This is a genomic window from Hallella mizrahii (assembly GCF_009695775.1).
GTDB classification, from domain to species: Bacteria; Bacteroidota; Bacteroidia; order Bacteroidales; family Bacteroidaceae; genus Prevotella; species Prevotella mizrahii.
The window spans coordinates 66,900-89,523 of sequence record NZ_VUNG01000010.1 but is presented as its reverse complement, the minus strand read 5'-3'; the positions used below and the strand labels follow the sequence as shown (position 1 = coordinate 89,523).

23 protein-coding genes and 1 pseudogene are annotated in these 22,624 nt (G+C 51.4%); 2 read left to right on the top strand and 22 right to left on the bottom strand.

Annotated elements, in window-relative coordinates; all coding sequences use genetic code 11:
• Window positions 1-522 precede the first annotated feature (522 nt).
• From FYJ73_RS06005 to FYJ73_RS05940, 14 genes are all read right to left on the bottom strand, one after another.
• Window positions 523-1,071 carry a 2-oxoacid:acceptor oxidoreductase family protein gene (locus FYJ73_RS06005; protein ID WP_154533801.1) on the bottom strand — a complete coding sequence of 183 codons (549 nt, stop codon included), beginning with the start codon at window positions 1,069-1,071 and terminating at the stop codon, window positions 523-525.
• A gap of 25 nt (window positions 1,072-1,096) precedes the next feature.
• Window positions 1,097-1,885, bottom strand: a complete 789-nt coding sequence (locus FYJ73_RS06000) for a thiamine pyrophosphate-dependent enzyme (RefSeq protein ID WP_154533800.1) — start codon at window positions 1,883-1,885, stop codon at window positions 1,097-1,099.
• Window positions 1,875-2,969 (bottom strand): 3-methyl-2-oxobutanoate dehydrogenase subunit VorB, encoded by a 1,095-nt coding sequence (locus FYJ73_RS05995; protein WP_336509583.1) that lies wholly within the window; start codon window positions 2,967-2,969, stop codon window positions 1,875-1,877. Before FYJ73_RS05995 ends, FYJ73_RS06000 begins: the two co-directional genes overlap by 11 nt.
• Before the next feature lie 3 nt (window positions 2,970-2,972).
• Window positions 2,973-3,233, bottom strand: a complete 261-nt coding sequence (locus FYJ73_RS05990; protein ID WP_154533798.1) for a 4Fe-4S dicluster domain-containing protein — start codon at window positions 3,231-3,233, stop codon at window positions 2,973-2,975.
• A gap of 58 nt (window positions 3,234-3,291) precedes the next feature.
• Complete coding sequence (locus FYJ73_RS05985) at window positions 3,292-3,471, bottom strand: tetratricopeptide repeat protein (RefSeq protein WP_154533797.1); 180 nt, start codon at window positions 3,469-3,471, stop codon at window positions 3,292-3,294.
• A gap of 297 nt (window positions 3,472-3,768) precedes the next feature.
• Complete coding sequence (gene mfd / locus FYJ73_RS05980) at window positions 3,769-7,329, bottom strand: transcription-repair coupling factor (protein ID WP_154533796.1); 3,561 nt, start codon at window positions 7,327-7,329, stop codon at window positions 3,769-3,771.
• An 8-nt stretch (window positions 7,330-7,337) separates the two neighbouring features.
• On the bottom strand, window positions 7,338-8,087 hold the full coding sequence (locus FYJ73_RS05975; RefSeq protein WP_154533795.1) for a polyprenol monophosphomannose synthase: 750 nt from the start codon (window positions 8,085-8,087) through the stop codon (window positions 7,338-7,340).
• A 79-nt stretch (window positions 8,088-8,166) separates the two neighbouring features.
• Window positions 8,167-8,925 carry a lysophospholipid acyltransferase family protein gene (locus tag FYJ73_RS05970; RefSeq protein WP_154533794.1) on the bottom strand — a complete coding sequence of 253 codons (759 nt, stop codon included), beginning with the start codon at window positions 8,923-8,925 and terminating at the stop codon, window positions 8,167-8,169.
• Window positions 8,926-8,950: 25 nt separating this feature from the next.
• On the bottom strand, window positions 8,951-10,114 hold the full coding sequence (locus tag FYJ73_RS05965; protein WP_154533793.1) for a metallophosphoesterase: 1,164 nt from the start codon (window positions 10,112-10,114) through the stop codon (window positions 8,951-8,953).
• Window positions 10,115-10,136: 22 nt separating this feature from the next.
• On the bottom strand, window positions 10,137-10,949 hold the full coding sequence (locus FYJ73_RS05960) for a vitamin B12 dependent-methionine synthase activation domain-containing protein (RefSeq protein WP_154533792.1): 813 nt from the start codon (window positions 10,947-10,949) through the stop codon (window positions 10,137-10,139).
• Between the two features lie 21 nt (window positions 10,950-10,970).
• Window positions 10,971-12,323 (bottom strand): dihydroorotase, encoded by a 1,353-nt coding sequence (locus FYJ73_RS05955; protein WP_154533791.1) that lies wholly within the window; start codon window positions 12,321-12,323, stop codon window positions 10,971-10,973.
• A gap of 43 nt (window positions 12,324-12,366) precedes the next feature.
• The gene (locus FYJ73_RS05950; protein WP_154533790.1) at window positions 12,367-13,200 is read right to left on the bottom strand and encodes a DUF4369 domain-containing protein; all 834 of its coding nucleotides are present in this window, start codon (window positions 13,198-13,200) and stop codon (window positions 12,367-12,369) included.
• A gap of 79 nt (window positions 13,201-13,279) precedes the next feature.
• Window positions 13,280-13,708, bottom strand: coding sequence for a hypothetical protein (locus FYJ73_RS05945; RefSeq protein ID WP_154533789.1), 429 nt, complete (start codon window positions 13,706-13,708; stop codon window positions 13,280-13,282).
• On the bottom strand, window positions 13,680-14,045 hold the full coding sequence (locus FYJ73_RS05940) for an FtsB family cell division protein (RefSeq protein WP_154533788.1): 366 nt from the start codon (window positions 14,043-14,045) through the stop codon (window positions 13,680-13,682). The genes FYJ73_RS05945 and FYJ73_RS05940 overlap by 29 nt, the downstream gene beginning before the upstream one ends.
• Window positions 14,046-14,200: 155 nt before the next feature.
• Here FYJ73_RS05940 and FYJ73_RS05935 point away from each other — a divergent pair, with 155 nt between their 5' ends.
• Complete coding sequence (locus FYJ73_RS05935; RefSeq protein ID WP_154533787.1) at window positions 14,201-16,039, top strand: DNA polymerase III subunit gamma/tau; 1,839 nt, start codon at window positions 14,201-14,203, stop codon at window positions 16,037-16,039.
• 142 nt (window positions 16,040-16,181) lie between these two features.
• Window positions 16,182-16,434 (top strand): annotated as a pseudogene (locus tag FYJ73_RS05930) (restriction endonuclease subunit S); the annotation flags it as partial.
• Between the two features lie 345 nt (window positions 16,435-16,779).
• On the opposite strand, the gene FYJ73_RS05925 reads toward FYJ73_RS05930, so the two are convergent.
• The 8 genes from FYJ73_RS05925 to FYJ73_RS05890 form a co-directional block, all read right to left on the bottom strand.
• Complete coding sequence (locus tag FYJ73_RS05925; RefSeq protein WP_154533786.1) at window positions 16,780-17,772, bottom strand: virulence RhuM family protein; 993 nt, start codon at window positions 17,770-17,772, stop codon at window positions 16,780-16,782.
• A gap of 31 nt (window positions 17,773-17,803) precedes the next feature.
• Entirely contained in the window at window positions 17,804-18,097 is a 294-nt protein-coding gene (locus FYJ73_RS05920; RefSeq protein ID WP_154533785.1) for a hypothetical protein, read from the bottom strand.
• An 81-nt stretch (window positions 18,098-18,178) separates the two neighbouring features.
• Entirely contained in the window at window positions 18,179-18,325 is a 147-nt protein-coding gene (locus tag FYJ73_RS05915) for a dehydrogenase (protein WP_154533784.1), read from the bottom strand.
• A gap of 75 nt (window positions 18,326-18,400) precedes the next feature.
• Window positions 18,401-18,865 carry a transcription elongation factor GreA gene (gene greA, locus FYJ73_RS05910; protein WP_154533783.1) on the bottom strand — a complete coding sequence of 155 codons (465 nt, stop codon included), beginning with the start codon at window positions 18,863-18,865 and terminating at the stop codon, window positions 18,401-18,403.
• Window positions 18,866-18,930: 65 nt separating this feature from the next.
• The gene (locus FYJ73_RS05905) at window positions 18,931-20,925 is read right to left on the bottom strand and encodes a tetratricopeptide repeat protein (RefSeq protein WP_154533807.1); all 1,995 of its coding nucleotides are present in this window, start codon (window positions 20,923-20,925) and stop codon (window positions 18,931-18,933) included.
• Between the two features lie 71 nt (window positions 20,926-20,996).
• A complete protein-coding gene (gene def, locus FYJ73_RS05900; RefSeq protein ID WP_154533782.1) occupies window positions 20,997-21,560 on the bottom strand; it encodes a peptide deformylase in 564 nt (187 codons plus the stop codon).
• A complete protein-coding gene (ruvX, locus tag FYJ73_RS05895; protein ID WP_206081707.1) occupies window positions 21,557-21,979 on the bottom strand; it encodes a Holliday junction resolvase RuvX in 423 nt (140 codons plus the stop codon). The genes def and ruvX overlap by 4 nt, the downstream gene beginning before the upstream one ends.
• Before the next feature lie 22 nt (window positions 21,980-22,001).
• Entirely contained in the window at window positions 22,002-22,502 is a 501-nt protein-coding gene (locus tag FYJ73_RS05890) for an SPOR domain-containing protein (RefSeq protein ID WP_154533780.1), read from the bottom strand.
• Window positions 22,503-22,624: the final 122 nt, after the last annotated feature.

Here is a 22,624-nt window from a genome sequence, read left to right as displayed (position 1 = left end):
ACCTTTCAAAATACAAGAAGGTGAGAACCAAAGATGGTGGGAAATGGGGTACGGCAACCATGCTTAAATATATAGAAGAGCTTGTTGCTATGCTTGGTGTATAGTGTCTCAAATGGAGGTTTCTTTAATTATATGTTTTGCGGGGCTAGGGCGGGGATAAACCCCGCCCCTACGGTGAATGGCATTCATATCGTTTTAGTGGTATGACCCTGTTAATGGCACGGTGAGACCGTAGGGGCGGGGTTCATCCCCGCCCTAACCCCGGCATAGTAATATTTCTTTCTACCTTCTATCTCTTGTTTTCGTCATTGGGGCACCCAAATTCCAAGACTGGTGACGATACCGACCCAATTATATGTTTTGCGGGGCTAGGGCGGGGATAAACCCTAGCATAGTAATATTTCTTTCTACCTTCTATCTCACAAGAACAAAACGACCTCCACAAGACCCTGCAACCGACATTGCAATAGTCCCGTGGAGGTCGTCTTTATTTAGCAGAAAAGTAATAGTAACTCTATCTACCTATCCGTTCACCTTCTTGATGATGCCTTGTCCTTCTTCCACCGCCTTCATGTTCAGCGGTATCAGGTCGTGATGGCGCTCAGGTAGCGTCTTGTAGAGTGCTTTCTGCAAGCCGTCGGTGCTGACGATCGGACAGACTTTGAGCAGTCCGCCGAGCACGATCATGTTGAAGACCTTGGAGTTTTTCATTTCCGCAGCCTTGTCCATGGCATCGATGCGATAGATGGTGATGTCGTCGCGATGCGGTGTCTCGGCGATGCCATAACCGTCGTAGATGAGGATGCCGCCCGGTTTCACCTTAGGCATGAACTTTTCGAGTGAGGGCTGGTTGAGCACGATAGCCACGTCGTAGTGGCTGAGAATCGGTGACGAGATGCGGTCGTCGCTGACAATAACCGTCACGTTGGCCGTACCGCCACGCTGCTCCGGTCCGTAGGCTGGCATCCATGTCACTTCCTTTCCCTCCATCAGTCCGGAGTAAGCAAGGATCTTTCCCATGGAGAGCACACCCTGACCCCCAAAACCTGATATGATAATTTCCTTTTTCATTGTCTTGCGTTATAATCGTAAAAGACTATTTCAATCCTGTGGTATCCTTGAAGTCGCCTTTATGATATTCCTCAAACATATATTTGCGCATCCACTCGTTGGCCTTGACAGGACTGAGATGCCAGCCACTGCTACAGGTCGAGACAATCTCAACGAGCGAAGATCCCATGCCCTTCATCGAAGCCTCGAAGGCCTTGCGGATGGCTTTCTTGGCCTGATTCACCGAAGCCACGGTGTCCACGCTCTGTCGGGTGACGTAGCAGGTGCCGCGCAGTTTGGCGGCCAGCTCGGTGATATTGAGCGGATAGCCGTGCAGTTCCGGATCGCGACCGTAAGGGCAGGTCGTCGTCTTCTGTCCGATGAGCGTCGTCGGAGCCATCTGTCCTCCCGTCATGCCATAGATGGCATTGTTGATGAAGATGATGACGATATTTTCTCCACGGTTGAGAGCGTGAATGGTCTCTGCCGTACCGATACAGGCCAGGTCACCGTCGCCCTGATAGGTAAACACGAGGCGGTCGGGCCACAGACGCTTAATAGCTGTAGCCAAAGCTGGCGCACGGCCGTGGGCAGCCTCCTGCCAGTCGATGTCGATATAGCGATAGGCAAAGACAGCACAGCCCACCGGTGAGACACCGACGGCTTTCTCTTCCATGCCCATGTCGGCAATTACCTCAGCCACGAGCTTATGCACGACGCCATGGCTACAGCCCGGACAGTAGTGCATCGGCACGTCGTTGAGCAATTCCGGCTTCTGATAGACAACGTTCTCCGGCTGAATGATTTCCTCCCTATTGATTTTTTCACTTGCCATTTTCTTCCAATTTTGCTTTAAGTTCTTCTACGATCTCCGTCGGGTCAGGCACGATGCCACCCAAACGACCGAAATGGCTCACGGGCACCTCATTGCCCACAGCGAGCCGCACGTCCTGGATCATCTGTCCGGCATTGATCTCGGCCACAAGGATGTGGCGCTTTCCTTTCGCCATCTCTGCCAGTGCTTTGCTGGGGAACGGCCAAAGGGTGATGGGACGGAACAGTCCTGCCTTGATGCCCTCCTCACGGGCGAGCTCCACGCTCTTCTCGGCGATACGGGCAGCACTGCCGAAAGCGACGATCAGACAGTCAGCGTCCTCGCAGTGTTCGGTCTCAAATCTTACCTCCTTCTCCTCGATCTCACGGTATTTGGCTTGCAGGTGCAGGTTGCGCTGCTCCATGACTTCCGGCTTCAACTCCAGTGAGGTGATGATGTTGGGCTTGCGGTTTTTCGTGCGTCCGGTAGTAGCCCAAGGACATTCCTTGATGACTTCCTCATCGGTGCGGCGAGGCTTGAAGGGCGGCAACACCACCTTTTCCATCATCTGTCCGATGACACCGTCGCTGAGAATCATGGCCGGATTGCGATAGCGGAAAGCCAGCGTGAAGGCCAGATCCACAAAGTCGGCCATCTCCTGAACAGAAGCCGGCGCAAGCACGATGACGTTGTAGTCGCCATTGCCGCCACCACGCGTAGCCTGGAAATAGTCGCTCTGACTCGGCTGGATCGTGCCCAGTCCGGGACCGCCGCGCTGCACGTTGACGATGACACCGGGCACCTCGGCACCAGCCATATAGGCGATGCCCTCTTGCATCAAGGCCACGCCGGGACTCGAAGAAGTGGTCATCACACGTTTGCCGGCACCGCCGCCGCCATAAAGCATGTTGATCGATGCCACCTCACTCTCGGCCTGCACGACCACCATGCCGGTGGTCTCCCAAGGCTTCAAAGCCGACAGCGTCTCTATAATTTCTGTTTGGGGAGTGATGGGATAACCGAAAAAGCCATCCACACCACAGCGTATGGCAGCGCGGGCAAGTGCCTCGTTGCCTTTCATCAGTGTTACTTCCTGTTCCATGATTCCTTATTTCTGGGTAGAAGCCACAGGCTCCTCCACTTCGATTCGTTTACGATAGACAGTGATGCATCCGTCGGGACAGACAATGCCACACGAGGCACAGCCGATGCAATCGTCCGGTCGGGCCGCCACGACGTAAGGATAGCCGTGAGCGTTGACCTTTCTCTCCGCCAAGGCGATGACGTTCTTCGGACAAGCCACCATGCAAAGCGTACAGCCCTTGCAACGGTCCACATCAACGACAATGGCTCCAATGTTTTTCTTCATAACTGAAATGGGTATTATATAGGTTAAGGACGATGTTCTTAGCACGCACGGAGCACTGCTAAGGATTATAGATGTCCTTACAATAAAAGTTCATGATGTCTTCCAGCATCTTCTCCGCCACCACGGCGGGACTGTTGGGATCAAGGGCAATGGCCTGCAGATAGCAGTTCATCGCTGCTGGGAAATCACCTCGTCTGCGGCATTCATTACCCTGAATATAGTATTCTTCGGAACTCATATTTCTTTTATCTCGCTTTTTTGCATTACAAAAGTATAGATAATCCTACAAGCAACATGCATGAACGCTGACATTTTAAGCTATTTTTATATAGTTTCTACCCAAACTTGCACATATCTATAGATACGTGCAAGTTTTGTTTTACAACCCACAACAAAAGAAAACAAAAAGAGCCACTTCTTTTCGTCTACAACCAACGGAACGAAAAGAAGTGGCTAAAATCAAGAATTGCACATACGAAACGATTTTGTGCGTATTTTCGGCTACATTGAAGACTTCAACAAGAGTGCTGCATATTTACTTACACTTCATTGCTTTGAGCACCTGTACGGCCTCTGCCACGCTGGGCACTTGGGCGATACGCACCTGCCGGTGGCCGCGACTGTCCTTGAAGGTACAGCGCCGCGGATTGTTCATCACATAGTGGATGATGCTGCCAAACGTCTTGCTCTGATAGTAGGGGCTGTCGGGCTGTGAGACAAACTGCATGCTCATCGTGCCCTGCTTGAGAATGATCTTCTCACAACCCTCGTCTTTGCCCAGTCGGCGAAGGGCTACCACCTGCATGAGTTCCTCGCCTTCTGGCGGCACGGGACCAAAGCGGTCGGTGAGCCGCTGACGGTAAGCTGCCAGATCGTCGTCGGTCTCGATGTTGTCAAGCTCTCGGTAGAGCAGCATGCGCTCACTGCTGCCCGGCACATAGGTCTCTGGGAAGTACATCTCCAGATCGCTCTCCACGGCACAGTCCTCGACGAAATCGCTGGCCTTGATGTCTTCGCCGGCTTTGAGTTCTTCGGCATAGAGATCGCCGAGCTCTTCGTTTTTCAGTTCACTGACAGCCTGGTTGAGAATCTTCTGATAGGTCTCGTAGCCCAAGTCTTCCATGAAGCCGCTCTGCTCGGCACCCAGCAGATTGCCCGCACCACGGATGTCCAGATCCTGCATAGCGAGGTTGAAACCACTGCCCAAGTCCGAGAAGGTCTCCAGAGCCTCCAGGCGTCGCCGTGCCTCGGGCGTCATCGCACTACGAGGCGGGGCCAGCAGATAGCAGAAGGCCTTGCGGTTGCCACGGCCCACACGGCCACGCATCTGATGCAAGTCTGAAAGTCCGAAATGGTTGGCACCGTTGATGATGATCGTGTTGGCATTGGGGATGTCGATACCGTTCTCCACAATTGTCGTTGAGAGCAGCACGTCGTAGTCGTAGTTGACAAAGTCGGTGATGACCTTCTCCAACTCTTCGGGCGGCATCTGTCCATGACCGATGACCACACGACAGTCGGGCACATACTTATGGATGAGATCGGCAATCTCCTGAAGATTGGAGATACGGTTGTTGACAAAGAACACCTGACCGTTGCGACTCATCTCAAAGTTAATGGCATCGGCGATGATCTCATGGCCGAATGTACACAGTTCGGTATGGATGGGATAGCGGTTGGGTGGCGGCGTGCGCATGATGCTCATATCGCGGGCTCCCATCAGACTGAACTGCAACGTACGCGGAATCGGTGTGGCAGACATCGTAAGGGTGTCGATATTGCTTTTCAGCTTCCGCAGTTTCTCCTTTGTGGACACGCCAAACTTCTGTTCCTCGTCGATGATGAGCAGTCCAAGGTCGTGCCACTTCACGTTTTTACCCAACAGCTTGTGTGTGCCGACGACAATGTCCACCTTGCCGTCAGCAAGTCCGGTGAGCACGTCCTTGGTCTGCTTGGCAGTGCGGGCTCGGGAAAGATACTCCACCCGCACGGGGAAGTCCTTCAAGCGCTCACGGAATGTCTTAAAATGCTGATAGGCCAGCACTGTTGTGGGCACGAGCACAGCCACCTGTTTGGAGTCGCACGCTGCCTTGAAGGCGGCGCGCACCGCCACCTCGGTCTTGCCGAAGCCAACGTCACCACAGACGAGGCGGTCCATAGGACGGGCACGCTCCATGTCGGCTTTGACGTCTTGAGTGGCCTTGAGCTGGTCGGGCGTGTCCTCGTAGAGAAAGCTTGCCTCCAGTTCGTGCTGCATGAAGTTGTCGGCAGAGAAGGCAAAGCCCTTCTCATGGCGACGCTTGGCATACAGGCGGATGAGGTCACGGGCAATGTCCTTGATGCGTTTCTTGGCCTTCTCCTTCAACCGCTCCCAGGCTCCCGTGCCGAGCGTGCTCAACCGTGGCGGCTCGCCCGTATCACTGCCACGATATTTCGAGATTTTATAGAGTGAGTGGATGGAGACGTCGACTTTATCGTTGTTCTGAAAGATGATGCGGATGACTTCCTGGTATTGTTGTTCGCCCGTCTTTCCATTGGCATTCTGTATAGGCACACGCACAAGGCCACCAAACTTGCCGATACCAAAGTCGACATGCACCACGTAGTCGCCGATTTCCATCTCCTGCAACTCCTTCATCGTCAAGGCCATCTTGCCCGCACGAGCACGGTCGGACTTGAGATTGTACTTATGGAAGCGGTCGAAGATTTGGTGATCGGTGAAGAAACACGCCTTCATGTCATCATCGGCAAAGCCTTCGTGAAGCGTCTTGTCCACAGGCGTGAAGACGATGCCTGAGCCCCGGCGGGCTGCCATCGACGAATCATCACCGCTGCCCATCTCGTCAAAGATATCCTTCAGACGCTGTTGCTGTTTGCGACTGTCAGCAAGGATATAGAGATGATAGCCGCGCAGGAGATAGTCCTCGAACGACTGACGGAGCAAATCGAAATTTTTATGGAAAAGCGGCTGTGGCGTGACATGGAAGGAAAGTATGGTATGCGCTTCATTGGCAGTGTGACCATAGACAACACGCCGAAGCTCCAGTATGTCTTCCTTAAACTGCGAAGGAGAACAGAGTACGCTCTCGCGGTTCATGTCGCGCTGTATCTCGGCCTGCTCCATCTCGGTCGCGTCTTCGAGACGCTCGGTGAGTGCCTGCGATGAGAAGCCCTCGTTATAGACGCGCTCCACCGTGTCGCAGATGAAACTTATGTCACGGCAGACGAGAACGGCATCGTCAGGGACAAAACGCAGGAAGGGAACCTTCTCAGTCGTCTCCTTTGCCAGTTCCGGCACGACTTCCACTTCCGTGCGCCGCTCCTTGGAAAGCTGGTCTTCTACGGAGAAAGACCGGATGGTGTCGATCTCGTCGCCAAAGAAGTCGATACGGAACGGCAGCTCGCTGGAATAGGAATAGACGTCGAGGATGCTGCCGCGCACGGCGAACTGTCCGGGCTCGTAGACATAGTCCTGTTCTGTAAATCCGAGATCGCGAAGCCTGTGCTCCACCTCTACTATGTCGATTCTCTGCCCTACGCTGAGCGAGAGCCGGTGGTCGTCGATATGTTTTTGCGAGACCACAAGTTCCGCCATGGCCTCAGGATAAGTGACGACAAAGAGCGGCTTCTCATGGGTAGTATGTTGTTGGCGCGCCGCAATCTGGGCAAGCACCTCTGTACGCAGGATCTCGTTGGCAGCATCACGCTGTCCGTATTTCACGGCACGGCGATAGCTCGAAGGGAAATAATAGACATCGTAGTCAGCAGGCTGACTGCTGTCTGTGCCCGTCTGACTGTCTTTTGAAGTATTCTTTTGTTGTTCGGCCTTGATTTCCTCCGCGACTTTCTTTTCCGCCGTGTTGAGGACAGCGGGCAAGAGATCGTTGTAAAGATAACCGGCTTCGTCAGCATCCTGCATGACGAAAAGAAAGGTATTGTCCAGCCGTGGGGCCATACCTGCGAAAAGAGTCGGCAATGCCGACCCAACAATATCCTTGAGGAAAACACTCCTGACCGATGTGTCTTTCAAATATTTGACCAAAGCACCGGCTTGCGGCAACCGGCCATAGAGTGCCTGTATATCGTGTATATCCATGCTCTGACCTACCCTTTAATCTTAGGGTATTTCTTAAACCAACCATCAAGACGCAGACGCATCACACCGAAGAGTGCCTCGCTGAAGATGCCGCCACTCATCTTGCTCGTACCCTCACGACGGTTGACAAAGACAACAGAGACTTCCTTGATCTTAAATCCTATCTTATAGGCGGTGTACTTCATCTCTATCTGGAAGGCGTAGCCCTTGAAGCGGATGTCGTCGAGGTTGATCGTCTCCAGCACGCGACGGCGATAGCACACAAAACCGGCGGTGGTGTCGCGGATGGGGATGCCCGTGATGAAGTTGACATAGCGAGAGGCAAAATAGCTCATCAGCACGCGACCCATCGGCCAGTTGACGACGTTGACACCCGTGACATAGCGCGAGCCCACGGCAACGTCACCGCCTTCGTCGTGGCAGGCAGCATAGAGACGGGGCAAGTCGTTGGGATTATGGCTGAAGTCGGCGTCCATCTCAAAGACATATTCATAGCTCCGCTGCAAAGCCCATTTAAAGCCGGTGATGTAGGCGGTACCCAGACCAAGCTTGCCCGACCGCTCGATGATGAACAGACGGTCGCCAAACTCGTTGTCGATCAATCCATGGACAATGGCTGCCGTGCCATCAGGACTGCCGTCGTCGATGACAAGGATGTGAAAGCACTTCTCCAAGGAGAAGACGGCACGTATGATGTTCTCGATATTCTCTTTCTCGTTATAAGTGGGAATGATTACAATAGAGTCACTTTCATGCATGATGATATGTATTTTCCGTTTTTGCAAAATTATAAAATTAAACGCAAAGTGCCAACAAATTGGCGAAATATGTCCCGCGTTATTGGTCGTCATTGCGTACATAGCCCTGATATTCGGGCACCAGTCCGCTCATCACAGCCTCATAACTCTTGTCCTTGAGATAGTCGATGTTCTCACGACCCTTGCCGATGGGCATGATGGGCTCGTGGATCGTCAACGTCAACGGATGCCAGTGTACCCAACGCCAGTCGCGTGTACGCGGCATGACATCAAACGAGCCGTTGATCGTCAGCGGACAAACCGGCAACTGCAGTTCGTCAGCCAGCATAAACGCACCACGGCGGAAAACGCCCATGTGACCGGTGAACGTGCGGGCGCCTTCAGGAAAGACCATCAGTGACATACCTTCCTTGAGCACCTCCCGAGCCTGGTCATAGCTCGCCCGGATATGCGAGGGACCTCTCTTGTCGACAAAGATCTGATGGGAATATTTACAAGCCGGACCGACAAAAGGTATCTTGCCGATGCCGCGTTTCATCATCCACTTGAAGTTGCGGTTGAGGAAACCATAGATGAGAAAGATGTCGAAGGCTCCCTGGTGATTGGCTACGAAGACATAGGACTGCCCCGGTTTGAGATGTTCCCTGCCTTCCACCTTGACTGGCAACAAAAGCAGGCGGATCGTGAAACGACTCCACCACTTACCGGGATAATAGCCCCAGAAATGACCATTGCCCACCAGACAACCGAGAATGGTCAGCAGTGCCGTAATCATGGTGTCTATCAAAAACAGAGGTATGACGCAAAGTTCATAGAGACAGTATAAGATTTTTTTCATAGCTATGGGATCTTCTTTCTATGGGTTAATGTTTTATTCTGTGCAAAGTGATCACATTGATTTCGGGAGGTACGCCAAAACGGAAAAAGACAAGGCCACCGATGCCTGCCGAGACACACATCGTACTGCCCTCTCGCTCATAGAGTCCGTCGTCCTCGGCATAGACCAGCTTGACAGGACTGACGCCAAAGAACGCTATCTGTCCGCCGTGTGTGTGTCCGCTAAGCGTCAGGGCTACACGATGACTGGGTACAATATGGTCGTCCCAAGCCCGCGGATCATGCTGAAGCATGACGACAAAGGCCTTCTCTCCCACCCCATTCATCGTGCGGGAAAAATCGCAGCTGTCGGGCTTGCGAAAGTTCTGCTCACCAGCCACCACGACGGAATCGCCGCCACGATGAAGCACAAAATGACTGTTAAGCAGCAGTTTCCATCCCATGCGCCGTTGCAGGTCGATGACAAGTCGGCGGTTGGCAGCCTCCACATCGGGGCGGTCGTGGGTATACTCACTGTAGTCGTGATTACCCAACACGGAGACAACACCGTCTCGAGCCTTTAGCTGCTTGAGCAGCGGCATGACAGGCTCGATCTCCTGCGGACGGATGTTTTGCAAATCTCCGCCAAAAGCGACGAGGTCGGCACGCTGGACATTGATGCTGTCGATGTCGCGATGCAACAGCGCACGGCGCGCACCAGTGAAACTGCCCACATGAGCATCAGAGAAAAACACGATGCGGTAGCCGTCGAAGTGCTCGGGAAGATTGGTAAAATAGAGGTCGTTGCGCTGCACAACCAGTTCTTTGGTTCCTATCGTGGAGCCATAGATAAGGACGTACCAGTTGATGAGGATGAGTACCACCGCCACTATATTGCCAAGATTGACACGGAGATGACGCCAACGGCTCCAAAGCAGGCCTAAACCGGAACAGAGGGCGAAGATGGCTTTCGGCCATACAATCAGCCCCACAAGGAACATGTAGACGTTGACCCACGTAAGGTCGGAAGGGACGAAATCGCGAATCGACACCAGCGCAATCGTATAGATAAACATCACCATTCCCGGCAGCCACCATAGCAGCCGCAACCACCATCGTCCGTGATAGCGGCTGCGCCAATAGTGCTGGTCGAAATATAGATCGGGCAACACGATGGCAAGTAAGATGGGAATGAAGATACGCGATATCATCTATAACCTTTCTTTGTATTGGTCAACGCTTCATCAGACTCATGCTGAGGAAACGACGCATCAGTTCCACGGGTACTCCACGCCGACGGGCATAGTCCCGCAACTGGTCTTCACCGATCTTTCCCAAATCGAAATAGTGTGCTTGGGGATGCGCAAACATCAGTCCGGAGACTGAAGCGTGTGGATTCATCATACCACTGGCCGTCAGCCGGATGCCGATACGCTTCATGTCTATGAGGGAGTCGATAATAAAGTTCACACTGGTGTCGGGCATAGAAGGATAACCCACAGCAGGGCGTATGCCCTGATAGTGCTCGGCGTGAATGTCCTTCATGCTGAGATTCTCGTCCGGCGCATATCCCCAGTAGGTCTTCCTCACTTGCAGGTGCATCAGCTCAGCCGTACCCTCTGCGAGTCGGTCAGAAAGTACTTGGGCCAGCATACGCCGATAGACATCTTCGTCGCGACTGTGGTTCATTGCTTCATCAACCGTCGTAGCAAACACGCCGACCTTGTCTGCTTTGCCCTGGGAAAGCGGACGCACAAAGTCGGCAAGACAGAGATTGGGCTGACCGGGAGCTGAAGGACGTTGCTGACGCAACATCGGCAGGCGTGTGTCACCCAACAGCAGGTCATCGCCGTCGCTGTTGGCATCGAACAACTCAAAGACGGCATGCGTCTGATGCTTGCCTTGCCATGCGTCGAGCAGCTCGTTGGCGTCGGCATAGAGTCCGGCTTTGTCGGCCTCACTCTTTCCGCTCATACTCCAGGCATGATCGAAGTAGATCCAATTGATATAGGGTCGAACTTCGTCAATATCGTAATGAAGAACCATCGTCAAACCTCCTTCCTATGATTATTTCTGTCTGAATCTTACAGCCTCGCCTCGGCTGTTCTCATCAAACTGCCCTTGGTCGTAGATGAGCCGTCCGTTGCAGAAGGTCTGCTTCACCTGCCAGTCAAAGGTCTGGCCTTCCATGGGCGACCAGCCGCACTTGCTCTGGATGACGTCTGAGGTGACGATCCACGGACTATCGGGCTTCACGATGGCAATGTCGGCTTTGTAGCCTTTACGCAGGAAGCCACGGTCGCTGACAGAGAAGAGCATGGCGGGATGATGGCACATGAGCGTCACGAGCTTCTCAATGCTCAGCACACCATCGTTGACCAATTGCAGCATGGCGGGCAAAGAAAACTGCAACATCGGCATGCCGGAAGCAGCGCGGACACATCCGCCTTGCTTCTTGCTCCACTCATGGGGCGCGTGGTCGGTGCCGATCGTGGAGATACGGCCATCGGTCAGTGCCTTGCGCAACTCCACGCGGTCGGCCGGCATCTTGATGGAAGGATTGCACTTGATGCGGGCTCCCAGCTTGAGCGTGTCGGCAGCGGTGAACCAAAGATGGGCGATGACGGCCTCAGCGGTGATCTGAGGCAAGTAGTTGTCTTCGCAAGGCTCAAAGAGTTGCAACTCCCGGGCTGTGGTGAGATGGGCTACATGCAACCGCGTGTGATGCTGCAAAGCCAACTGCACGGCCAACGCGGTACTGCGATAGCAGGCCTCCTCGTCACGGATGATAAAATGGAAACGGACATCGGGATCGTCACCACAAACGAGTTTGAAACGCTGCATGTTCTTTGCGATGATGCCGGAGTCCTCGCAATGGGTCATCAACGGCAGGTCTAAGTCGGCACAAGCCTGAAAGATCTGATGCAGCGCATCCATCTGATCCACAAGCATGTTGCCCGTAGAGGCACCCATAAAAAGCTTGATGCCGGGGATGCGTGTGGGGTCGAGTTGTCGGAAGAGTCCTACATTGTTGTTAGTGGCACCGAAGAAGAAACTGTAGTTGACATGGCTTGTCTGCTCCGCCCTTGCGAACTTGTCTTCGAGGGCCTCCAACGTCGTCGTCTGAGGCTGGCAGTTGGGCATATCAAAGAAGGTGGTCACGCCACCGAAAGCAGCAGCACGAGACTCGCTCTCTATATCGGCTTTCTGCGTCAGACCCGGCTCACGGAAGTGAACATGTTCATCGATGACGCCAGGCAAAACGTAGCACCCCGTGGCGTCTACACTTTTATCGTAGTCTCCACGGGGTGTCTGCTCATTCTCTATAATGTCTTCGATACGGTCATCGTTGATGATGAGGGACCCTTTGAAAGAGCGTCCCTCGTTGACGATGGTTCCGCCTTGTATCTTTGTTCTCATTATTTATATAGTGTCTATCATTTTCCTCCTCACGCTCCGTCGACTACTCGCCTTCGACAGGAGTCTCTTCCGAACTTTGTTCCTCCTGCTGGTTTGTGGCAGGCTGAGCCATCTCGTTGGGTGTAGGACCATCCGCCGGAGCGGCCTGAGGCTCAGGTTGTGACTGTGCGGGAGCACTTTGCATACCGTTCATGATATTCTGATTCTGCTGAGCTGCCTCATAGTATTCCTTGACCATCGGGTTGTTTTTAAACTTCTCTGTGGCTTTGCTCATGATATCCTCAATCCACGCGTCGAGCATAGGAGCGTTGTAACGGTTCATGCAAGTGTTGATGAAGATATACGGCCCCAGCACGTTGTCGAAGTTATCCTCCACGAACTTGGTGACCAGTTTATCCATTCGCTGGTTGATGCGGTCGTTTTCCGCAGCCAGCTTGGCGTTGACGCTATTCATGTTCTTACCGTTCATGATAGCCTGGTCATGGACATGCACGAGCTCGGCACTTTGGTTCATCAGCTGCGTGAACTTCTGTCTGAACTTTGTGAGCTTGTCGTTGAGCGGTGTGCCGGTGACGCTTTCCTGGGTGTTATCTATTTTCACTTGGATATCTCCACTCTCCAACACGACGGGCAGTCCGTTGTTCTCATCAAGCAGAATGGTGCCCACTCTGACAGAATCCACCGAACCCGCAAAATGGAACTGACCGTGCACGACATCACACGAGTCAAGATTCTTCAATGCCGTATCTTTCAGCACCTTGAGATATAGCTTCTGGCCATCGAGCGTAGAGACGTTCGTGGTTCCGGTGATACTATATGTATTGGCGCAAGATGTTAAGGCCAACAAGCCAAGCATGAAGTATAAAACTTTATTCATAGACGTTTCGTTCAAGCAACACAAAGATAATATGTATTTATGATGCACAAAAGAAAATTAATGCTATTTAGTGAAAGCGCTAACCTTTTATATTTTTTTTGGAGAGCAAATAATCGATGCGGTGCACAGTGTACACTTCAATGACTGCACCGATCAATAAAAAGACAACCCATTTATTATAGACATACGTCACATAGTCGATGTAGTTGTGGAACAAAGGCCGAAAGAAACCGTATGCAGTATCAGCCATGAGCATGCCGCCAATGATAAAGCAGAGACCGGCCATGCTCTGAATACGCTTCAAACGCTTCAATGCCAAATCGTCGCCCTGATAACTCTGTTGGGCTTGCACCAGCGTGAAAAGCACGGCTCCCAACAGGAAGATCCAGCACATGAGCGCACGATGCCAGAAGAACACAAAGCATCCGGCACTAATCACCATCAACGCACCACCGACCATAAACAGGATGCTGAGCGCTTTACTGATTGGTTTGATAGAGTTGTTCATTGTCTTGTTGTATCTTATCGCTGTCTATTCGCTGCGCATCCGTACTGAGGATGAAGATATCCTCGTCGTCGGCCTTCATGAAGTAGCGCTCACGGGCTATCTTCTCGATAGCCTTCGGATGCAGCCTCAACTCACGGAGCTCATGGGTGGCAGCCTCGTTTCTCTCGTTATACATTTCTATCTGATCGTTGAGATCGCTGATCTTCAGCCGATGACGCACATGCATCAGCAGGCTGTTCTCATCGAGAAAGCCCACCATGGCAACACCGATCACTACGGTGATCAAGTATTTGTAGTGCGCCAACAGACGGAGCGTCATAGTCAGTTTGGTATTCATCCAACAACGATTTCAATAGAATTTAATTGCAAAGGTACTGCAAACGCAGATAAATACAAAATAAAACCGAAGTTTTGTTTTGCCTTTCACGTAAATAAATGTATCTTTGCATTATCTTAATCGATACACATCAACAATCAACACATTATTTATATATGAGTAACTATATCGTCTCCGCACGCAAATACCGACCCATGACTTTCAGTTCTGTCGTGGGGCAGGAAGCGTTGACGACAACACTTAAAAACGCTGTGAAAAGCGGAAAGCTCGCTCATGCCTATCTCTTCTGTGGACCACGCGGCGTAGGAAAGACGACATGCGCGCGCATCTTCGCCAAGGCGATCAACTGCGAGAATCCCGCCGAGGACGGTGAGGCTTGCAACCAATGCGAGAGTTGCAAGGCGTTTAACGAGGGACGCTCGATGAATATCTTCGAGCTCGACGCGGCATCCAACAACTCTGTCGACAGCATCAAGACACTCATGGAGCAGACGCTCATTCCCCCTCAGAATGGTAAATATAAGGTGTTCATCATCGACGAGGTGCACATGCTCTCACAAGCTGCCTTCAATGCTTTCCTCAAGACGCTGGAGGAACCGCCCGCTCACGTGGTGTTTATCCTGGCAACAACCGAAAAACATAAGATTCTGCCCACCATTCTCTCGCGCTGTCAGATCTACGATTTTGAGCGCATGACCGTACCGCGCATCGTCAACCATCTGAAGATGGTGGCAGAGAAAGAGGGCATCACCTATGAGGAACAGGCTTTGGGGGTTATCGCCGAAAAAGCCGACGGAGGCATGAGAGACGCATTGTCCATCTTTGACCAAGTGGCGAGCTTCTGTCAGGGCAACATCACCTACAAAGGGGTCATTGAGGATCTCAACATCCTCGACAGCGACTATTATTTCCGCATGGTCGACTTGTCTCTTGAGAACAAGGTCAGCGACATCATGGTCTTGCTCAACCAGATCATCTCCAAAGGCTTTGACGGATCAGGTGTCGTGCAAGGTCTTGCTAACCACATCCGCAACGTGATGATGGCCAAAGACGCTCAGACCCTGCCGCTGCTGGAGACCAGTGACGAGCAGCGCAAACGCTTTCAGGAACAGGCGGCCAAGTGCCCCACTCCTTTCCTCTATCGTGCGCTGCGCATACTCAACGAGTGCGACATCAACTACCGGCAAAGCAGCAACAAACGGCTGCTCGTGGAGCTGACGCTGATCCGTGTGGCACAGATCACACAGCCCGACGACGACAGCGACGGCGCGGGGCGCAGCCCCAAGATGTTGAAAAACCTGTTTAAGCATATCACGAAATCACCGGCCAATACGGTCCCGCAGGTAACCGGGTCGGTGAAGACCAACCGTAAGCCGACAGCACATGTCGGCGCGGCTTCTGACGCCCCTACGACAACAAAGCAATCAGCAGCTGCCGACGCCACCATAGCCACAGCAAATGCAGGACAGCCCATTGCCGCGTCCACACAGCAACCCACAATGGTTAAAGGACCTCATCTGAAGTTGAGCAGCATCGGCATGACTTTTCAGTCGATGCTACACCCTGAAAAGAAAAAGGAAGAGGCTTCACCGCTCGATACACCGGAAAAAACAAACGAAGAGGAAACGGCAAAGCGATTCACGGATGAGGAGCTCGCCTTGCAGTGGGTGCAGATGTGCAACCGCATGCCGCAGAAGTTCGTAGGACTGGCATCCAGACTGAAAAACATCACACCCCACATCACGGACTACCCCAACATCGAGGCGGTCATCGACAACGAGATCTTCCTCAGCCAGCTCAACGAGATCAAACGGAAGATCTGCCGTACGATGCAAGTGACGCTCCACAACGACAATATCCAGCTGACACTACGTCTCGCCGACACAGCCACCGCCAAGAAAGTCTTCACCAAGCGTGAAGTCTTTGACAACCTGAGAAAGGAAAATCCCGCATTTGAGAAGCTAAGAGTCTCACTGGGACTGGAGCTGAGCTAACCTTTTATATACGCTTATGAGCTCTCATGTGCACATCGGGCTCAGGTGACTACAAAAGCATGTGACTACAAAAGCAACAAACGTAACAAGCAACATCTATGAGCAATGATTTCCTTGACCAGCGCGGTGACTACCATTCTCTGATAAGATTAAGGACTGTACAGTATGGATTCCATCATTAGAGGAACAGACCAAAATTGGTCAGTTCCTCTATGACATAGATTCTAAGATAGCACTCAATCGTCAGATAAATGATAATTTAGAGGCGATGGCACGTCAGCTCTACGATTACTGGTTTGTGCAGTTCAACTTCCCAAATGAGAAAGGCAAGCCGTATAAAAGTAGTGGTGGGAAAATGGTGTGGAATGAAAAACTGAAGCGTGAGATATCGCAATGGGTAGATGCCAAAAAGATTGGAGATATAGAAAATAACATCATAACAGGCAAGACTCCTTCATGCGCAGATGAGGATAATTTCGGAGGAGATATACCTTTTGTGACGATAGATGATATTAGAGGCTGAAACGGACATTTAGTTTGTTGAACAAAATACACTTGTCAGGAACTTCATACTTATTGCTTTGTATGTCAACTCCGTCCAAGACCTCAAAAGTCTTACCCTCATCAAATGAGGGAAGACTATACAGGTTGTATATTACACCTGTTTGAGGAGTTATTGATTTTGACACAAGAGTTACAATATCTTTTATTTTCATACTTCTCAAGTCGATGTTTCTTCTTTATTCCTTACCCAGCAATCCCCTCACTTCCTTATCGAAGTCAGAGTCAATACGTTGTGTCTTGTTGAAGATATCGTATTCTTGTTCTGCTTTGGCTTTAGCCTCTGCCGCAGAAATCTTTCCCTTGTCAGGCAAGATGTGATAGTTTCGGAATTCCAAGAACTTGTTGACACTGGCTGAGAACTGATCCATCGTGAATGTATTCTCACGTTCTATGAGATCCTCTATGTAGTCGAAGAAGCCTGTCACAGCACGCTCCAAACGTTTGATCTGTTCCGGTTGCAAGTAGTTTTTGGCAATACTGACATCTGACTTCAAGACCCTACCATCGGGTGCATGCTTCCATGTTGTTAACCCCATGTGGTCTTTTGTATGATCCGCCCGCGTGTATATGATTTCGGCTGCCGTCATGCCAGTGATGGCATAATGGAAACGATTTTGAATCATAGCATAGAAATCACGGGTCGTTGGAGAGCTCTTATCGTAGTCGGTGCTGCACTCCGCATAAATGTCAGTAATCTGCTGCCATATACGGCGCTCACTTGCACGAATGGAACGGACGCGCTCAAGGAGTTCGCGGAAATAGTCTTTACCGAACACGGCAGTACCCTGCTTGAGTCGCTCATCATCAAGTGCAAACCCCTTTGTGATGTATTCCTTCAACACCGACGTTGCCCACTGGCGGAACTTCGTGGCTCTGATGGAATTAACACGATAACCGACTGAGATAATAGCATCAAGATTATAGAGTGTTGTTTGATATTTTTTCCCATCAGCGGCAGTTAGTGCATTTTTTGCACATACTGATTCTTGCCTTAGCTCTCCTGAGTCGAAGATGTTTTTCAAGTGCTTGGTAATGACAGACCTATCCACCCCAAAGAGCTGCGCCATAGCCTTCTGGGTACACCATATTGTACCATCCTTTACAATGACTTGTACCTTGCCCTGCTCGTCGGGCATGCTGTAAAGCAAAAACTGTATCTCGTTTTCCATTTCTATTAGCCTTTTACATCCTCGTTGAATTTCAGACTTGCCAGTTGCTAAACTTAGTACCGCTATTAGATGAGATTATCCTGTAGAACTCACGGCCCAAATCTTCATTGTTCAGCTTATTACGTATTTCGCCGAGCAGTAGGTTGGTGGACTCTTCTGTCAACTGAAGATTGAATATTTTAATCTGTCTATAGAAAATATCCTTGGCAATATTTGTCTCCGGGTCAAGGGCTAACTCCTTTAACGCATGATAAGTATAGCCGATGCGCGTAAGGTGCATCAGTGCCGGAAACTTAACTCGCGTGTTCTCATTAAATCCTGCCATATGTATCTCTGGTCTTGTTCAATTATCCATCTACTATGAATTGCTTAATCTACATAATCTAACTAAGACCGTTTTTAATCATCACAGCGCCTCATCATCCGGCTTGTCAACGCCAGAACGAGGCGTACCTTTCTTTCCCGAATGAAGATGCAACTTCTTGCGAAGCAGCCAGCGCTGCTTCCGCCGCTCGTATTCCTCGCGATGACGCTCCAAGAAATTATCTGCCATGATTCGATACTCCTTATTGATATATACTCCTTAATTATATATATACTCCTTATTAATTATATATAGCAACCTTGATTAAAGACTGATGGACTCGATCCGCAGCTGCAGGATACCGGCTGGCACTTTTACATTCACGACATCCCCTACCCGCCTGTTGAGCAAAGCCTGTGCAATCGGCGACTTGATAGAGATCTTGCCTTCCCGCAGGTTGGCCTCATGAGGACTGGCCAACGTGTAGCAAAGCTTGCGGTCGTGGGTCAAGTCCGTGATCTCCACTTTGCAGAGCAACTGCACGCTGTCGGCATTTACCCGGTCAGCCTCGAGCACACGGGCATGGGCCAACACATTCTGCTTAAAGCGGATACGCCCAAGCAGGCGGGAATGCTCGCGCTTCGCCGCACGATACTCGAAGTTCTCGCTCAAGTCGCCCTTGTCACGTGCCTCAGACACGGCATCGATCGCCTTGGGCAACTCCACCTTGATCATATGGTTGAGTTCGGCAACGAGTTCATCGTAGCCTTCCTGTGACATAAATTCCATGATAAACCTTTGTATAGGAGTGAATCTATAAAACTTTTTCTAACGTATACTTACAGCAAGCACCATCATCGGCGCTTGCTTTTCTCCGTGTTTCGCTTCGCGCTGGGCTTATGCTCGCCAAGTTGCTTGCTGAGCGCATAGGCATGATAGAGTCCCAGCTCACCAGCCTTACTGAGGTCTTGCTGAGCCATGTGCAGGTTGCCGCTATAGTAATAGGCCAGTCCACGGTTGTAATAAGCCTCAGCCAGACGCGAATCTATTTGCAGCGCACGCGTGTAGTCATCGATGGCATGGGCGTAGTTCTTCTGACCTGCATAGAAGTTACCACGGTTATAGTAGAGGTAAGCATTCTTTGGAGCCAGCTGGATCGCCTCGGCATAGTCGCCCTCCACCTGTGAAGTCTTCATGCTGACGTTCTGCCCCTTTGAAGCCTCATAGTCATTGAGCATCAGCTGACAGAGAGCCCGTTCAGAACGTCCGAGCACGCTTTGCTTCTCCATGGCCACATAGTCGTCGAGATCAGACAGCGCATCGCTGTAGTTCTGCAGTTCAGCGTATGCCACGGCTCGCTGCAAGAGCAGTGCGGCACGCTGATGTGGATCCTTCTCTTCCTTGATACCCTCCGAAAGGTTGTCGACGAGTTGGAAGATCTGCTTGGAGCTCACGTCGTCCATCTTCTTGCTTTGGTTGCAAGTCAGATAGAGTCGCTTGAGCGGCTGCATCTTATTGTTGAACTGCTCCAAGGTGGTGTCGAAAGCCTTACTACCGTTGACCGTGTTGACAAAATTGAAATACGACAGGCGATAGGATGGCAGCATGGTCACCTCGACTGCATTGTTCTGGATGGCGCCACGGATGTCGCTCTTGTATTCGTGCTCGACGGTCTGCGGCTGATCCTCCACGACGATGTCGTTATATTTACTGATGTCGATCTCAGACCGCTTGCGTACCTCTCTCAGCTTCTTGCGGCTCCACCGCTGCTGGATGCCCACATGCTTATCCATCTGGGCCTTGAAGATGCGGAACTCATCGAGCTCGGCCTTTGCGGTCATACCCAGTTTGCGATAGCATTGCGCACGCTGCGACAGACCCGTCCAGAAATTGGGGAACTGACTGATGACAGCAGAATAGTCGCGGATGGCCGCCCTCAGATTACCGAGCTTGTCGTTGAGCAAGGCACGGTTGTAGATAGCCATGAAGTTCTGTGGCTCCATCCTCACCACAAAGTCGAAGTCTTTCAGCGCACGGTTGTCGTCACCGAGCTGCAAGCGCAGCAAGCCACGATTGTAGTGAGCCAGGAAGTTGTTGGGATCCAAGTCGATGGCCATGTCATAGTCCGCCATAGCTCCGCGCAGGTTGTTAAGGTTGAGCCTTACCAGCGCACGGTTGACGTAGTTGTGAACGACTTTCGGCCGCAGATAGATCAGCTTGCTCAGGCAGGAGTCAGCGACGGCCCAATGCTTACGGTTGAGGGCGATGGCCGAGCGCGTTGCCCACGCATCGACATTAAACGGGTCAATGGTGAGACTGCGTGCCAACCAATGGTCGGCCTGCATCGTATCCTTTTTCTCCAGATAGATTTCGGCTTTCAAGGAATAAGCCGTCGCCGTCTTTGACCACCGTGCGATGATCGTGTCAGCATCCTCCAAGGCATGGTCATAGTCCTTGACGTTCAGCCGGCAGATAGCTCTGTTGGTCCAGAAGCTGGTCACCGAGGGATTGAGATGGATGGCCCTGTCGTAGTCCGTGATCGCGTCAGCATATTTCTGCTGGCGGATACGCGACATGGCACGAAGATCAAAGATCTGTTCGATATAAGGGTTAAGGTCAATGGCATGGGACGCGTCTTCTTCGGCACCTACATAGTCGTCGAGCGAGTATTTAGCGGCAGCGCGGTCGTACCACGGCAGCCACAGATAAGGCTTCAAAGACAAAGCCTTGTTGAAATACTGTATCGACAACACATAGTCCTCGTAGTGCAGAGCCACCTCACCAGCGGTGATGAGACGGTCCACATTATATTGCGCATGGGCATGAGTCACGAAAAGCCACGCCAGCATCAGAAGAAACAATCTGCCCTTGTTCACCTTAATACCTGAGATCCTGAAATACGTTATGCCCTACCTCTTCTCTACTTCTTGTGAATCGTCTTCACACGATAGCCGCAGCGGAACTTGCCCTGCATGATGCCGCGGAGCTTGTTGCGGATGAGCTGTTTGCGCAGTGGCGACACCCTGTCGACATACATCACACCTTCGAGATGGTCAAACTCATGCTGCATGACGCGGGCCAGATAACCATCGACCCACTCGTCGTGAGGCTGAAAGTCATCGTCGAGATACGTGACATGGATACGTTTCGGACGTGTCACGTTTTCGCTCAACCCCGGTATCGACAGGCAGCCTTCCTCGAGCGTCTCCTTCTCTTTATCATCCGCCTCGATGATATGAGGATTGACAAAGACATGGCGGAAACCCTTGTACTCGGGAAATTCGTCTTTCAAGACGTCGAGGTCGATGACGACCACACGGATGGACTTCCCTATCTGAGGAGCAGCAAGTCCCACGCCACCCGCATTGTCGAGCGTCTCATACATGTCACTGATCAACTGCGGCAGCGAGGCATCGCTGGGGTCTACATCCTGAGCCACCTTGCGGAGTACAGGTTGTCCATAAGTATAAATGGGTAATATCATATTCTTCTCTGTGAATTCATAAAATCTTGCAGGATGATGGTGGCACTCACCTCATCCACGAGTCCTTTGTTCTCACGCCTTGTTTTCTTTTTCACCCCACCCTCGATGATAGCGCGATGTGCCAGCACCGAGGTGAAGCGCTCGTCGTAGTAGACAATAGGTACCGATGGCATCTCCTTCTGCCACCGCTTTACAAACGCCTCCACACGAGCCAGATTCTCAGACGGAGTGCCATTGGGCTGGGTAGGTTTGCCGATAACAATTTTCTCCACGCTTTCCTGAGCAAGATATTTCTTCAGGAAATCCATGAGGTTTCTTGTCTCTACCGTAGCCAGCCCATTGGCAATAATCTGCAAAGGATCAGTGACGGCAAGCCCCGTACGGCGCTTGCCGTAATCAATGGAAAGAATTCTTCCCAATGTATCTATCTGATTTGAAACATTATTTCTTAAACAGCAACCAAGCGTCGCTCTTCGGATTGAACTTGCTGCCGCGGATGGCATCACGGCTCTGTACGGCACTTGCCTTATCGTCAGAGGTAGACGCGATGACACGGTACATGTTCACCTGTGGGTTATAAGCGATCTGAGCATCGTAGCCGCCCTGCTTCAGCGTGCTCTGCAGTCCCTCGGCGTTTGCCTTCAGAGAGAAAGAGCCCACCACGACACTGTAGGCCTGCAAGCCCTTACCGCTGACAACGGTAACGTTCTCACTGCGCACGTTGGCATTGTTGACGTTTGTTACTGTAGTTTGATCAGCAGGCTTCTCTGCCAAGGGAGTAACCACCGGTGCCTCGTCCTGCACGGGCTTCTGCTGATTCTGCTGCTCTTCCTGAGCCTTGGCCTTTTCGTAAGCCTTTTTATAGGCATCTTCTTTTGTTCCACAACTGGTAAAAGCGAAAGCAAGGCACAGTGCTGTGCTTAATAACACATATTTTCTCATTATCTTCTATTTGATTTTAATATTAATGTTCTGTTGATATTCTCACTCTTTGTGTCTAAGGGTATTCTACTTTTTATTTTGCGAAATTACTAAATTAATTACGAAAGCGTCCTTTTCGTGCA